11 protein-coding genes are annotated in these 15405 nt (G+C 37.9%); 2 read left to right on the top strand and 9 right to left on the bottom strand.

The features are described from left to right. Window positions 1–6 precede the first annotated feature (6 nt). The gene (locus ACUN8G_RS12485; RefSeq protein WP_437345253.1) at window positions 7–345 is read right to left on the bottom strand and encodes a P-II family nitrogen regulator; all 339 of its coding nucleotides are present in this window, start codon (window positions 343–345) and stop codon (window positions 7–9) included. Window positions 346–353: 8 nt separating this feature from the next. Then, window positions 354–3416, bottom strand: coding sequence for a preprotein translocase subunit SecA (secA, locus tag ACUN8G_RS12480; protein ID WP_437345254.1), 3063 nt, complete (start codon window positions 3414–3416; stop codon window positions 354–356). Window positions 3417–3582: 166 nt separating this feature from the next. Between secA and ACUN8G_RS12475 the strand changes: the two genes are divergently transcribed. Next, window positions 3583–6366 (top strand): [protein-PII] uridylyltransferase family protein, encoded by a 2784-nt coding sequence (locus tag ACUN8G_RS12475; protein ID WP_437345255.1) that lies wholly within the window; start codon window positions 3583–3585, stop codon window positions 6364–6366. A 5-nt stretch (window positions 6367–6371) separates the two neighbouring features. On the opposite strand, the gene ACUN8G_RS12470 is transcribed toward ACUN8G_RS12475, so the two are convergent. From ACUN8G_RS12470 to greA, 7 genes are read right to left on the bottom strand one after another with little or no spacing between them, the layout of a single operon-like run. After that, a complete protein-coding gene (locus ACUN8G_RS12470; protein WP_437345256.1) occupies window positions 6372–7454 on the bottom strand; it encodes a DUF4837 family protein in 1083 nt (360 codons plus the stop codon). A 49-nt stretch (window positions 7455–7503) separates the two neighbouring features. Beyond that, entirely contained in the window at window positions 7504–8169 is a 666-nt protein-coding gene (locus tag ACUN8G_RS12465; protein ID WP_437345257.1) for a diacylglycerol/polyprenol kinase family protein, read from the bottom strand. Further along, a complete protein-coding gene (gene ftsH / locus ACUN8G_RS12460; protein ID WP_437345258.1) occupies window positions 8159–10231 on the bottom strand; it encodes an ATP-dependent zinc metalloprotease FtsH in 2073 nt (690 codons plus the stop codon). The genes ACUN8G_RS12465 and ftsH overlap by 11 nt, the downstream gene beginning before the upstream one ends. A gap of 18 nt (window positions 10232–10249) precedes the next feature. Next, a complete protein-coding gene (gene hpt / locus ACUN8G_RS12455; protein WP_437345259.1) occupies window positions 10250–10813 on the bottom strand; it encodes a hypoxanthine phosphoribosyltransferase in 564 nt (187 codons plus the stop codon). Next, window positions 10801–12153 (bottom strand): tRNA lysidine(34) synthetase TilS, encoded by a 1353-nt coding sequence (tilS, locus tag ACUN8G_RS12450; RefSeq protein ID WP_437345260.1) that lies wholly within the window; start codon window positions 12151–12153, stop codon window positions 10801–10803. The genes hpt and tilS overlap by 13 nt, the downstream gene beginning before the upstream one ends. A 9-nt stretch (window positions 12154–12162) precedes the next feature. Next, the gene (gene ribD, locus ACUN8G_RS12445) at window positions 12163–13248 is read right to left on the bottom strand and encodes a bifunctional diaminohydroxyphosphoribosylaminopyrimidine deaminase/5-amino-6-(5-phosphoribosylamino)uracil reductase RibD (RefSeq protein ID WP_437345261.1); all 1086 of its coding nucleotides are present in this window, start codon (window positions 13246–13248) and stop codon (window positions 12163–12165) included. A gap of 1 nt (window position 13249) precedes the next feature. Beyond that, window positions 13250–13720, bottom strand: a complete 471-nt coding sequence (greA, locus tag ACUN8G_RS12440; RefSeq protein ID WP_437345262.1) for a transcription elongation factor GreA — start codon at window positions 13718–13720, stop codon at window positions 13250–13252. Between the two features lie 473 nt (window positions 13721–14193). On the opposite strand from greA, the gene ACUN8G_RS12435 reads away from it, so the two are divergent. Beyond that, window positions 14194–15357, top strand: a complete 1164-nt coding sequence (locus tag ACUN8G_RS12435) for a thioredoxin family protein (protein ID WP_437345263.1) — start codon at window positions 14194–14196, stop codon at window positions 15355–15357. The last annotated feature ends 48 nt before the right edge of the window (window positions 15358–15405 follow it).

Below are 15405 nucleotides of genomic sequence, written 5' to 3'. Positions count from 1 at the left end.
TCAATTTCAAAGCGCTTCGGTGCCCGATTCGTCCGTACGTATACGGATTGCATCCGAGATATCAGAAATAAAAATCTTGCCGTCGCCCACCTGTCCAGTTTTTGCTGTATTCAGGATTGCATCGATGGCTTTCTCGAAAATTGATTCGTCGACTACGACTTCGAGTTTAATTTTAGGAACGAATTCTATTTGATATTCACTACCTCTGTAAGTTTCTTTATGACCTTTCTGGCGTCCGTAGCCGCGCACTTCGGTAATGGTCATACCTCTAACGCCGACTTCGAGTAGAGCCTCTTTGACTTCGTCGAGTTTAAAAGGACGAATTATGGCTTCTATTTTTTTCATAAAGTCCTCTAATTAGAAAATTTACCGTGGCAATTTTTGTATTTTTTTCCGCTGCCACAGGGACAGGGATCGTTTCTGCCGATTTTTTCTTCAACGCGTACGGGCTTTTTCTTTACCATGGTGGTTGCCTCTTCCATAGGCTTCGCCCTCAGACCAAGATTATCAGCGGAATCTTTTATTGTACTCATTCTGGAAGGCTGGTGTCTTCTGCTTTCTTGAACTTCAACTGCTCTCTGAGGCCAGAATTTAAAGACAAAAGAAATAATTTCGTTTCTGATAGTATCGAGCAGCTGAACAAATAATTTGAATGCCTCGGCTTTATATTCAAGGAGTGGATCTTTTTGACCGTAAGCTCTCAAACCGATACCTTCTTTAAGGTCGTCCATGTCGCGTAGATGTTCTTTCCATTTTTCGTCGATAACGCTTAGAACGGCGTATCTTTCGAGGCGCGACATCAACTCTTCACCAAGCATTTCTTCTTTACGTCTGTAGAAGTCTTTTGCAGCTTCAAGAATTTTTTCTTTTAAACCATCTTTCCCAAGCTTTTCGATTGCATCTGGTTCGAATTTAATATCAACAAGAATTCTCTGGAATAATTCGTCATGAATAACATCAAAATTACCCTCATCAAAATTTTCTTCAACTAAAGCATTGACATACTCTTCGAGGTATTCGATAATTTCACCTTTGAGGCGTTCGCCTTCGAGAGCCTGCTTACGTCTTGCGTAAATTACTTCGCGCTGTTGATTCATAACGTTGTCGAATTCGAGCAAACGTTTACGGATTGCGAAGTTGTTTTCTTCAACTTTTTTCTGAGCTCTTTCAACCGAGCGACTTATCATTGGATGTTGAATCGCCTCGCCGTCTTCCATTCCAAGTCTTCCCATAATCGATGTTATTCTGTCGCCTCCAAAGAGTCTCATCAGATCGTCTTCGAGTGATATGAAAAATTTTGACGTTCCGGGGTCGCCCTGCCTTCCGGCTCTACCCCGCAGCTGTCTGTCGATACGACGCGATTCATGACGTTCAGTGCCGAGTATATAAAGTCCTCCCAATTCCCTGACGCCTGCTCCGAGTTTAATGTCCGTGCCGCGTCCTGCCATATTGGTTGCAATTGTAACGGCGCCTGGCTGGCCAGCAAATGCTACGATTTCCGCTTCTCGCTGGTGCTGTTTTGCATTAAGTACATTATGAGGAATTCCCTGCCGTTTTAACATACGGCTCAGAGTTTCGGATACTTCAACGCTTGTAGTACCGACAAGTACAGGACGCCGCTGTTCGCGCAACTCTTTTATTTTTTCGATAACCGCATTGTATTTTTCTCTTTTCGTTCTGTAAATCGCATCATCCTCGTCTACTCTGATCACGGGCTTGTTTGTGGGAATAACAACAACTTCCAGTTTATAGATTTCATAGAATTCATTTTCTTCGGTTTCAGCAGTACCTGTCATACCAGCGAGCTTTTTGTACAATCTGAAATAGTTCTGCAGAGTTATGGTAGCAAGTGTTTGAGTGTCTCTTTCGACCTTAACATTTTCTTTAGCTTCGATAGCCTGATGAAGACCGTCGGAATACCTTCTTCCTGGAAGGATACGACCGGTAAATTCGTCGACGATTGCAATCTTGCCATCTTCTGTAACGACATATTCAACATCTTTTTCGAAAAGAGTATAGGCTTTCAACAGTTGATTAATGGTATGTATTCTATCGGAACGTTCAGTAAATAATGCGTAAAGTTCGTCCTTCTTTTTCAGTTTATCTTCGGCAGAAAGGTTCGGATCGTTTTCGATTTTGCTTATTTCGGTGCCCAGGTCGGGAATAATAAAAAATTCTTTCCCTTCATTGCTGCCTGCAGCCAATTCTTCGCGACCTTTTTCGGTAAGGTCAATTTGATTAAGTTTTTCATCGATAGCAAAATAGAGTTCTTCGTCAATTTCAGGCATTCTTTTGGCATTCTCTCTCAGGAATTCCAATTCGGTCTGCTGAAGTAACTTTTTATTTTCTGGTTCTGAGAGCAACTTCATCAATGCCTTATTTTTCGGGAAGCCTCTGTAAGCTCTTAATAATAGAACACCTGCTTTTTCTCGATCTTTGGCATCTCCTGAAGCAAGTAAAGTTTCGGCTTCTTTTACAATCGATGCAACAAGATTAGCCTGCTTTCTAAACAGGCGCTCGACGCGTGGTTTCATTTCGTCGAATTTATGTTCAGCCTTTTCAACTGGTCCTGAAATTATTAGAGGTGTTCTGGCTTCGTCAATGAGTACAGAGTCGACCTCGTCGACAATTGCATAGTTGTGACCTCTCTGGACACAATGACTTTTGTCGATTGCCATATTATCGCGCAGATAGTCAAATCCAAATTCGTTATTCGTGCCATAGGTTATATCGCAATTGTATTCTTTGATTCTCTCTTCGGGTGTCATATGATTTAAAATACATCCGACCGTAAGACCGTGGAATTTGAATATTTCTCCCATCCATTGACTGTCGCGTTTAGCGAGATAGTCGTTTACCGTAACAAGATGAACACCCCTACCAGTAAGCGCATTGAGATACAGAGGCAATGTAGCAACTAAAGTTTTTCCTTCACCTGTAGCCATTTCTGCAATTTTACCCTGATGCAGAACAATGCCACCAATCAACTGGACATCGTATGGAATCATATCCCATGTAATTTTGGAACCAGCTACTTCCCACGATTTTCCTACCAGACGCCTGCATGTATCTTTTACAACTGCAAATGCCTGTGGCAATATTTCATTTAGAATTTCCTCGTATTTATCGTCGAGCTCTTTTTCCAGCTCTTCAATTTGATCATATACTTTGTGTTTTTCGCTTGCATCTTCAATATGGGCAAGTCTTTCTTTGAGCGTTTCAATTTGATTTCGGATTTCAGCAGTTTCCGATTGAATTTTTTCTTTAAATTCAGCGGTTTTTGCTCTAAGTTCGTCGTCCGTCAAATCTTTTAGTTTTTCGTATTCCTCATTGATTTTGTCGACTATTGGCCATAATTCTTTCAATGCTTTTGTATTCTTATCCCCAAAGATTTTTTTCAATAGCGTACTAATCATCAATCACTCCAGTTTTTCGAAGTTGAAAGTTAAATAATGAGGTTCTGAAATGCAATTAATCACCTGATAACTCCACACTTATAAAGTCAACCAATCAGATAGTTCCACTCGATATAAAAATTGGAACAGAATATTCTTATTTTTGTTTTCAAACCTTTAGCCTAATATGAATAAGAAGAAATTTCGGTTTTCAGAGAAATTCACAAAAAGATTAATCGAGCTCTCGGAAGGTTTGATTAATTCGGAGGAGTTCGAATCTGTCTTAAGTCTCCTGAAGGAAGAAGCGTCGAAATATTATTTTTCTCCCTCCTCTGAAGTAAACTTACTCAGAGTATTGACTGCAATATATGACAAGCGAAGCTTTTTAAATGAATTGTTAGTTTATCCCCACCACGCCGAAATTCTAATAGCAATTACTGCCAGCAGCAATTATTTAACAGATATAGTTGTGCGTAACCCGGAATATCTTTATCAAACTTTCGATCAGGAATATCTTAAGAGTATTCTCGAAGAAGAAAAACTAAAAGAAGAATTGTTAGCAGGGATCGAAAGATATTCAACAGTAAACGCAAAATTAAATTATATACGACAATTCAAAAAAAGATACATACTGAAAATTGGATTAACCGATTTGCTGGGCATGGGTAACCTCGAGGAAATAACTTCTCAATTAGCCACACTGGCTAAAGTAATCAATTCCGGTTTATTCGATTTTTGTTATTCTGAAATATTAAAAAAATACGAGGTGGAAAATATTGATAACAGATATTGTCTGTGCGCTCTTGGTAAATTAGGAGGCAACGAATTAAACTACAGCTCAGATGTAGACATGCTGCTTTTTTATGATGAGAATGGTTCATACGGCAATAAAGAATACCACGAAATTTTATCCGAAGCCGCCCTGCTTTACATCAAATATTCGACAGAAATTACTGAAAGGGGTTACATCTATCGCGTCGATTTCAGACTGCGACCAGATGGTAAATTTTCGCCTTTATGTAAATCCTATACAGATTACATACGTTATTACGAGGCACGGGGTGAGGATTGGGAAAGGCAAATGTTAATTAAACTCGACTTTGTTTCGGGCGACAGAGAACTTTACAAAAAATTTTACGATCTAATTCAACCATATATCTTTCCCGCATCGTTTACAAAATCCCTTAAAGCGCAAATTAAAAAGATGAAGACGAATATTGAGCTTCATAGCAAATCAGAAAAAAACATTAAATTGTTTGCTGGTGGAATAAGAGACATCGAATTTACCGTTCAGGCGCTTCAATTAATTAACGGCGGAAAAATAAAGGAACTGAGAACTGGCAATACTTTGATGGCAATAAAAATTCTTAATTCTTATCGCCTGCTAAACGACCATGAAGCTGAAATACTGAAGGACGCTTACATTACCTACAGAAAAATCGAGCATTTCCTCCAACTTATGAACGATACACAAACGCATTTAATTCCTGCGGAAGGCGAGTTACTCTTTAAATTGCTGAACTATCTTGGATTTAAAAATCCTGCGGAATTCAATAAGAAACTTGATGAATTAAGAAAAGAAGTAAGAAAAATTTACAACGATATTATGGGCGAAGACGAAGAGGCTTCTACAGATCTTTTCGTCAATATTAAATTTACAGATATTAATCGTGCGGATAAAAATCTAAAATACTTGCGTAGCGGGATTGGATATCTTGAACAAAAACAATTCGACTCCAGAACGATTGAACTATTTTCTAATCTTGAAAAAGACCTGGCGAACTATCTTGAAAACTCAACGGCTCCGGATGTAGTACTCGAGAATTTTACTAAAATTATCAGAGCAACAAAATTTCCGTCAATCTGGTATGCTCAATTTTCTAACACCGATTTTTTCAACGACTTCCTGCGCATTTGCGAATTCGCATCGAAAGCAATCGACATTATTACAATAGATAAGCTCTCTGAAGAGTCTTTTATTTCAGGAGAAGTTTTTCTTAAAAATTTATTCGACGACATTAGTAATTTCAGTCTCAATAAAATCATTCTATCAACTTCTATCCAGTATACACTGGGTTTTATTGACGTAGATACCGTTTCGAAAATTTTGTGTAAATATATTGACATAGCAATACGTGAATCGTGTGAAAAATATAGAGAAGAATTTCCCTTTTTCGTTGCAGGACTGGGCAGTTACGGAACGATAAAAATGCACTACGTTTCTGATGTCGATTTAATCGTCGTTACTGATGATATTACAAAACATCCCGAAATCCACACCATTTTTCAAAACGTACTGGGAATTATTAAGAACAGGCTACCTTCATTCGAAATCGATTTTCGTTTGCGACCCGAAGGGAAAAGCTCGCCTCTCGTCTGGGACATTAAGAATTATAAACAATACCTGCGAACAAGAGCGCGCACGTGGGAACTTCAGGCATTGTGGAAATCGCGTATAATTACGGGTGAATTGAATTTATTCGAAGATTTCAGAGGAGAAATAATCTCCCGAGTAAAAGAATCCGACAAGGAGAGATTAAAAAAAGAGATTCTGGAAATGTATAAACGCATTCAGAAAGAGGAGATACTCAGAACGGGTGATACATTTAATATTAAAAAACAACGAGGTGGTCTCCTGACGCTTGACTTTCTCACTCAATTTATTGCACTTACAAATGCAGAAATTTTTGATTCTACATTCGGACAACCGACGGTTCATACTCTCGATATTTTAACAGAAAAAGTCGACAGAAATGATTTCGAAGCGCTCTCCAAAAATTACAGGAGATTAAAAGAAATTGAGTTGGCAATTCAGATACTTTTCAATACGAAAAGTACAATTGTGCCGCTTGGCACAGAAAAGAAAAATCAACTTGCTGCATTTTTCGGCCAGAGTCCTGATGAATTCATGAACGAATTCAAGTCGATTATCAAAGAAAATATCCAGTTGTTCGAAAAATATACTGCTTGAATGGACTATTCGAGTTCATCCATCAAATCTTCTTTTTTCTCCGGGTCGACTTCCCTTTCGGTCATGAACGATTGTAATAACACATCTACCTGTTGAATTAATTTTTTCTTATAATATTTCGGCGCATAAATTGAAGCGTCGAGCATATAAAGCCGTTTAGTAGGTTCATCGTAAAAAGTATAATTAATAAAAGGACCACCCATCGAGCCGTCATTCATCTTCCATAATCCTTGAGTCATCAAAGCATAACGTCCCAGAAAATTGACTTCTTTTGTAGTTCTGTAGTTATCTTCGATTACGACGTAATTAGAATCGTCTGAAGTTCTATAGAATTTTTCTGTAACTCTATTACGAATAGCATAAACTGAATCCCTATTAAGAAGCAGAGGCGATGCATTATCAATCCAGTGAACAAAAATCCATCTTTCCATATCCGTACCGGGAGCTCGTCTTAGCCATACAAAATTATGCTTGGGATTATCGATTGCCAGATGATAGTCGGCCTGTACATAAATCAACCAGCCGTAATTTTTAAGAAGTTTAGCTTCGATATCTTTTTTTTCGTATCGGGAGTTGTACAAACTCTTAAAAAGTCGCTCGTTGGATATTTTCTGAAAAGAGTAGAGCAGATTTTCATGTTCGTCCAGAATTTTTTTGCTGAGTGTGTTCAAGTCGTTAGCTGTGAGAATCATTACCAGTTGTCCTTTTGCCCACACGTCAAATTTATTTATCACAAAAACAGAATCCTGACGCACCATCTCCTTTACCTGCCTATTTAATAATCCATCAATATAATTCGAAGTATTCGATCCACTCCCCAGCGGTGCAATGATTATAATGTTTTTCTTGTTTTTGTATTTATCGAGGTCGGAGATCTCTTTTCTGATCAGGATGAACAAATTTTCAGGCTGTGGTGTGTAAATGATCTTGCTAAAGACGGTCAAAAGCGAGGCTTCAATTTGTTCATATTCGGTGGAATCTGCAAAGACTATGATTTCGTCCTCATTACCTGTAGCACTTTTCTTGGCATCGCAGGCAACAATCAATGCAATCAGTATCGGAATTAGTAAAAGATTTTTTGTTCTCATGACTCAAATTTAATTTTTGACCTTATACATGGTGCTTTCAATAATTGTTTCAGTAAGGGACGTTATGAAGCAGAAGGGAAACGTTTGGGAAAAAAATCGCATACAAAATCCACATAACGATTCCCACAGATATCGGTATTGTTAAATTGTCATCTAAAAAACCTGCCGATAAATTTTCTACTATAGCTCCTGCAGCCACAGCTACAAATCCGATAAAATACTCAGCCACATCGCCTGTAACTTTTGGTGTAAAGAGAACTACCAATCCAGAAAAGAAAAAAAAGGCAAAGGTGCCTTCAAGACTTTTTTTCAGTAATGGTGTGTGTCCATATTTCCGGCCTACTAAAGCAGCTGCAATGTCGCCAATTATCAGAACGGCAAAAGCAGTAACTGCAATAACTTTTGGAAAGACTGAAATCACTATTACGGCGGATACCAAAACATAAGTTGCGCCGTTCAACCTTTTTGTGGAATGATCCTTTTCATGATTTCTCAATAGGAAGCCGAATAATTTATAAAAAAAGTCGCTGACTGGTTTAATGTAATACCTGCTTAGGTCGATAATTACAGATAAGATAAGAAGAGGCGCAAGTATAGTGAGTGCCAATTCCTTAGTTATATGGTAATAGATAACTGGAATTGACATGGAGCACAGATGAATTGCCTTCCTGAGCACTTCGTTTTTATAATCGATTGTAGCGTAGTCAGTCGGCATTATCTGACTTATTGTTATCGTCTCCGGTTTCTCTCTTCTTTTTTCTTTCTTCGAGTAATTGCTTGACATGTTCGGGTACTTCGTTCTCTTCTTTTTGTGTTTCGGTATTATTTCTTTTTACCGGCGGAAGTTCCTCGCCTTTAATAATTTTTTCAATTTCTTCGCCGTCAAGAATTTCTCTTTCCAGCAATTCTTTAGATAGTTTATGAAGCAGGTCGATATTATCAGAAAGAATTTTTTCGGCTCTATTCATACAGGTCATAACAATGTTCTTAATTTCGTCGTCAATCTCCTGTGCAGTTCTTTCGCTGTAATCTTTGTGACGAGTGATTTCTCTGCCGAGGAATATTTCCTCCTCTTTTGAACCGTAAGAAAGCGGACCTAATTTTTCGCTCATACCCCATTCGCATACCATTTTACGGGCAATATTTGTAGCTTTTTCGATATCATTGCCTGCACCTGTAGTATATCTTTTAAAGACAATCTTTTCAGCTGCTCGTCCACCTAAGGCGTAAGTAATCATCGCTTCGAGGTATTCTTTCGAATACGTATGTTTTTCGTCAACGGGTAAATATGTAGTAACTCCGAGAGCCCTGCCGCGAGGTATAATAGTTACTTTATGAACGGGATCGGCTTCCGGAAGCATTTTTGCAACAAGCACATGTCCAATTTCATGGTAAGCCGTAATTTTCTTTTCTTCTTCTGAAATAATAAGGCTTTTACGCTCCATTCCCATCATTACTTTGTCTTTAGCCTCTTCAAAGTCTTCCATCGAAACTTTCTTTTTATTTTTACGGGCAGCCAATAATGCTGCTTCGTTGACCAGATTTGCCAGTTCAGCGCCTGCGAGTCCTGGCGTTGCTTTGGCAAGTACACTCAAATCGACGTCTGAATCAAGAGGAATTCTGCGAGTGTGCACTTTTAGAATTCCTTCCCTGCCTTTAACATCGGGACGATCGACAACAATCTGACGATCGAATCTGCCAGGTCTGAGCAATGCCGGGTCGAGAACGTCGGGTCGGTTTGTAGCTGCAATAATAATTACTCCGCTATTTTGTTCAAAACCGTCCATTTCAACCAGCAGCTGATTCAAAGTTTGTTCACGTTCGTCGTGACCGCCACCCAATCCGGCGCCTCGATGTCGACCTACCGCGTCAATTTCGTCAATGAAAATTATGCAGGGTGCATTTTTCTTGCCCTGTTCGAACAGGTCGCGTACACGACTGGCACCGACACCAACAAACATTTCAACGAAATCGGCTCCTGAAATTGAAAAGAATGGAACACCTGCCTCGCCAGCAACAGCACGCGCCAGTAAAGTTTTACCCGTTCCTGGAGGTCCCAGCAGAAGAACGCCACGCGGAATTTTTCCGCCTAACTTCTGGAATTTGCCCGGTTCTTTTAGAAATTCGATAATTTCTTCGAGTTCAAGCTTGGCTTCGTCTGCACCTGCAACGTCTTTGAAAGTAACTTTAATTGCCGATTCAGTAATTAACTTTGCACGACTTTTACCGAAGTTGAACAAGCCTTTTGTTCCACCAGCACCACTTTGCATCCTTCTAAATAGAAGGATCCATACGCCAAATAAAATTATCCAGGGCAAGAATCCCAATAAAATGGTTGTCCACTCGTTGGAATCTTTTACAAATGTAAACTTGATGTTTTTCTCTTTCCACAGTTTTACCTGTTCTGATAGGACGGGCTCAATAAGAGTAACCACGAAGACCTTGACTTCGACATTTACACCGTTGAGAAAAATATTTTCCTGAGTTTTTAGCTTGCCTTCGAAACGGTAATCGTTAATGTCTGTTTTATAGACTTTAGCTTCCGATATTTTATCCTGATTTAAAAAGTTTTCATAAACATCATACGGAACTTCAACAGCGTTATCTACTCCGCTGCGCATAAATTGCATAATAATCACAGCAATAACGATTATAGCGCCCCAGCTAAAAACTGTTCTAATAATTTTCGACCAATCAAAATCGCCGTCAGGTTTTTGTTCGTTATTGTTTAACGATTTTCTCGGTTTTGAATTTTTCTTTTTATATTCGTTTGGCATTCCTTTTTTAACCTCAATTTATTCACTCAATGCATAGATGGATTTTAAATTCCTATATTTTTGGGCGTAATCGAGACCGTAGCCGATTACAAATTTGTCTTCAATTTCAAATCCAATATAATCAATTTTAACGTCATATTTTAAACTGCTCGGTTTTACCAGCAGAGAAACAACCTTCATACTTGCCGGATTGTGCCCGGCTATTAAGTTTTCGATATATTTAATGGATAATCCACTATCGACAATATCTTCAACTATAATGAGATGCCTGTCCGAAATATCGGCATTAAGATCTTTTATAAGTTTTACATTGCCTGAACTTATCTTAGAATCTCCGTAACTCGAAAGTTTAAAAAAGTCGACCTCACATTTGATTGTAATTTGTTTCATTAAGTCGGACATAAACATAAACGAGCCATTTAACACACCAATGAAAATTGGTAGTTTTGTTTTATAGTCGGCCGATATCTGACGTCCCAATTCTTTAATTCTGTTTTGTATTTCTTCTTCTGTAAGATAGGGTACAAATTTTTCCGTGCCGACCCATATTTCGTTATTCAAGGGATTTATCATTTCATCCATAGTTTGTATATCTTCCTTGTGTTAGTTGTAATTTTAAATCGTTCGTCTATCCTTAAACCGACGACCCAAATAATATAGTTCCCATTTGTCATGACCAGTTGATTATTCCTTTCGACCGGCGCTACTCTGGAATCGGTAAGGAAATCTGAAATTTTCTTGTGGTGTTTCATTCCCAGCGGGATGAATTTATCCCCCGCTTTCCATTTCCTGACCACAAAATTTTCGGATAAATTGTCTCCCGTAATATATTCAACTTTCCCTGATTTCTGGTAACTTACTTCCGTTTTGTCGACAGGAGTGATCCCGATGGTTTGCCCAAATATTTTCACGCTTGTCCCCGGTGTTAATTTTACACTGCAATCCTTAACTTTTTCAGGTTCGAGAAGTGTTACATATCCTCTCTGTCGAACTGCAATAAGTTGTTTTTTTAATTCAATCGTTTTACCTGTTTGATTTAGATTTCCGATCGACTTCAAGTCTGTATATTCGAGTTCTATTTTCCATTTTTCTCTAACAGCCTTTCTGATCGCATCATTTAAAAGTACGCTTTCAACTTTTTTAAATGCTGTCGATTTTATTGATAATTTATTTTGCTTTACGATGAAAAAAGAATTGATGATTTTATTTATTTCCTTTTCGAGATAATCAAAGTATTTTTCAATTGTTTTTGACGTGCGAAAGACAGCGTCGTCAGCAGAGGGATTTATTTCTTTAAAAAGAGGAATAATTTTATTCCTTATAAAATTCCTCCTGAATGCGTTTTGAAGATTCGTGCTATCAATTTTGAAATCGATATTTCTATCATTAAGATATGATAATATTTCTTCCTTGGTCAAAGCAAGGAGGGGACGTATGATATTATCTCTTTTAACGGGAATTCCCGAGATTCCTTTCAAGCCGGTTCCTGAAATTAGATTTAGCACCACAGTTTCCGTATTGTCGTCTTTGTTATGAGCTGTTATGACCTTAGCATTCAGTTTTTTAGAGAGCCTGGCGAGTTCTTCATATCTTAGATTACGCGCCGCTTCTTCAACAGAAAGTTTATTCTTCTTTGCATATTCTTTTACGTCCAGGTCGATAATGGTCAATGGTATTTTTAACTTGTCGCAGATTGAAACTACAAATTCACGGTCCCGATCGGATTCCTTCCCTCTCAAGTGATGGTCGAAATGGACAGCATAGAGGTGGCATTTATATTTTCGCGAATATTTGAAAAAAAATGAGAGAGCAAAAACGGAATCCGGTCCTCCGCTGAGTGCAATCAGCAAATTATCTCCCTCGTTGACAAGCTCTTGTTCTTTAATAAAATTAATTACTTTCTCTTCTATCTTTTTAATCATTCAAAATCCTTATCTTCTCATTAGACGAATCAAAGCATCTTCTCCAACTTTTCGGACTTCATTCATATAGAATTTATAGGCTTTTGAAAGACTATTGATTCCCAATCCGCTGCATAATGGAATACCTTCGCAAAGCAGCTTGGGAGCAATGAACAGAAGAATTTCGTCGTCGAGCTTATTCTTAATAAACGACGAGAAAACTCTACCCCCTCCTTCTACAAGTATCGAAGTGATTTTCATTTTACCCAGTTTTCTCATCAACGATTTGAGATCGAGCATTCCTTCAGAACTTACAGGGACAAAGACAAATTCTACACCCGCTTCGTAGTATTTAGTTAATTTCGGTAGATCTTTGTTTTTTTTGTCGGTAACAATTATCAAGTTATTGTCCTTATTTTTCCGTACGAGATCAGAATTTGGTTTTAGTTCCAGACGGGTATCGAGCACAATTCTTTTGGGATTGCGCCCTTCTACCAGTCTTACGGTAAGAGAAGGTTTATCTGTTTTAACAGTATTATAACCTACAAGAACAGCATCATATTCGGTACGAAGTTCATGAACCATACTTCTCGATTCGACAGAAGAAATCCATTTCGAATTCCCGTTTATATCGCTTATTTTCCCATCGAGTGTAAGCGCCATCTTTAACGTAACATAAGGTGTTTTAAAGGAGCTGTATTTCAGAAAGAAGCGGTTTAAATCAATCGATTCTTTTTCCATTATTCCGGAGATAATTGCAATGCCACTTTCTTTTAATTTCTTTGCAATTTTATTGTAGAAAAGAGAATTATTGTCGAGGGTGCCGAAGACCATCTTTTTGACGCCTGAATTTCTGAAAAGGGCAACATATCTTTCTTCTTCTCCAGAAGTAATAATGGGATTGATATTTGAATAAAGTATTGAACCATTTGGAACATTACACTTCGAAAGAAGAACAAATTCAGGTTGCTCCGAATGACGGTCCTTCAGAAATTCGGCAGCAATAATTTTACCGTCATTTACAATAACGACGCCTCTCAAAGAAAGGGGGCTAACTGCTCCCTTCCCTTTTTCAGCCATCTGGAGTGTAATTTGAATGAAAGATTCGTCTTGCAATTTATTCCAGCTCTAAGATTTCAAATTTTATAATGCCAGCCGGAACTTTTGCTTCCACGATCTGACCCACTTTAGCGCCAATTAATGCCTGTCCGACAGGCGAAGAAATTGAAATTTTACCCGCCTCAAGATTTGCCTCTTCGGGAGATACGAGTGTATATGTATACGTTTTTTGATTTTTCAGATTTTTTACTTTTACAGTAGACAGGATATGTACCTGGTCTTTCGGCATATTGGATGTGTCGATAATTCTGGCTCTCGAAAGGAGTTCTTCGAGCTTGCTAATTTTCATTTCAAGAAGACCCTGTTCTTCTTTGGCGGCGTCGTATTCAGCATTTTCCGATAAATCGCCGTGTGCGCGAGCTTCGGCAATTTTTTCCGCCATCTTTTTTCTGCCGTTGGTCTTTAATTCATTCAGTTCTTTTTCTATTTCCCGCATTCGCTCTTTACTCAGATATACAAAGTTTGCCACTTCAATGACTCCTTTTTCTTTATTTTTGTCTTTTCGTAAAAAAAATTGCCACCGCATTCGCAGTGGCATCGAAAAAATAAAAATATTCATCGAAGTTTTCAACTATAAAAGGCATATCAAATAGGAAATCAATTTGAGTCGTTTGATTTGCTAAAATAAACCAACCATGTGAAAAGTACTTTATCCAGATAAAAATTACACAACAAGACGTAATAAAAGTAAAACTAAACTACGATGAGATTATATGATACTAAATTGAGAACTCGATAACACCGTAAGCTTAACATTACTTTAATGAATACCATTAAAATATACTTAATGGGGGAAGCAAAATTTAAGAAGCGAAGTAGAGAGATGATCTATTTGACTTTAAGGATACCTTTTACAGTAATCTTTATATCAGTAATTTAGAGCAAACTTTCAGTTTTGAGTTGGCTTTCTTAAATTGTAATTACTAATACTGTAGGGCAAAGATGAACAAAAAATTGTTAAGTCTGATTTTATTCTCAATAGCGATGGCTTATCTTGAAGCAAGTGTAGTTGTATATTTACGTAAAATCTACTATCCCGACGGTTTCAATTTCCCTTTGAAGCAAATTGAAACAAAGATGTTGATAATCGAAATCGGGAGGGAAATAGCCACAATATTGATGATAGTATCGATTGCATATATTTTCGGGACAAATCTTCGAAAGAGATTCATAACTTTTTTGCTGGTATTTGGCATCTGGGATATTTTTTATTACGTATGGCTCAAAATACTTATAAATTGGCCGCTTTCACTTTTAGACGACGATCTATTATTTCTTATCCCCGTTCCGTGGGTATCGCCAGTTATCGCTCCTGTAATCGTATCGTTATTCTTCATATTGATTTATATACTTGAATCGAAATTTGCAGACGAAAGTCAGACAATTAAACGCAGCGCCATTTTACCTCTGGCTACAGGAACTACTTTAATACTTATTTCGTTTATGTGGAACATCAACGAAAGGATTAAATCGTATTCTCCTGTTGAATTTCTTTGGGAAGTTTTTACTGCAGGGATAATACTCTGGATAGCAAGTTTATTAATTACATACAGAACTAAGGAGAAAATTATGGCTACGGAAAAATTAAAACTCGGTTCTAAAGCACCCGACTTCAGCCTCGAGGGTGTTGACGGCAAAACATATTCGCTCGACAGTTTTAAGGAGAAAGAAGCTTTAATTGTGATTTTCAGTTGCAATCACTGTCCTTATGTACAGGCATATGAAGATAGAATCATAAAAATTCAGGAAGATTACGCCGGAAGAGTACAGGTTGTAGCAATCAATTCAAATGATGATGTAAAATATCCCGAAGATTCGTTCGAAGAGATGAAAATTAGAGCCGAAAAGAAAAAGTTTAATTTTCCATATCTAAGAGACGAAACTCAAGAAACAGCCCGAGCATACGGAGCCACGCACACACCTGAAATTTTTTTGTTTGACAAAAAGCGTGAACTCCGCTTTCACGGTAAGATTGACGACAACTGGCAGGAACCTGCAGCAGTTAAACAAAATTATCTACGAGATGCACTTGATGAATTACTCTCTGGCAAAGAGATATCTGTGCCGGAAACTTTTACAATTGGCTGTACGATAAAATGGAAATAAAAAAAGCTGCCATAAAGGCAGCTCAAATTCTGACTTTAAATCTTCAGA

It is taken from the genome of Melioribacter sulfuriphilus (genome assembly GCF_052656625.1).
The sequence above is the reverse complement of the archived record's forward strand: the minus strand, read 5'-3'. Positions and strand labels throughout refer to the sequence as shown.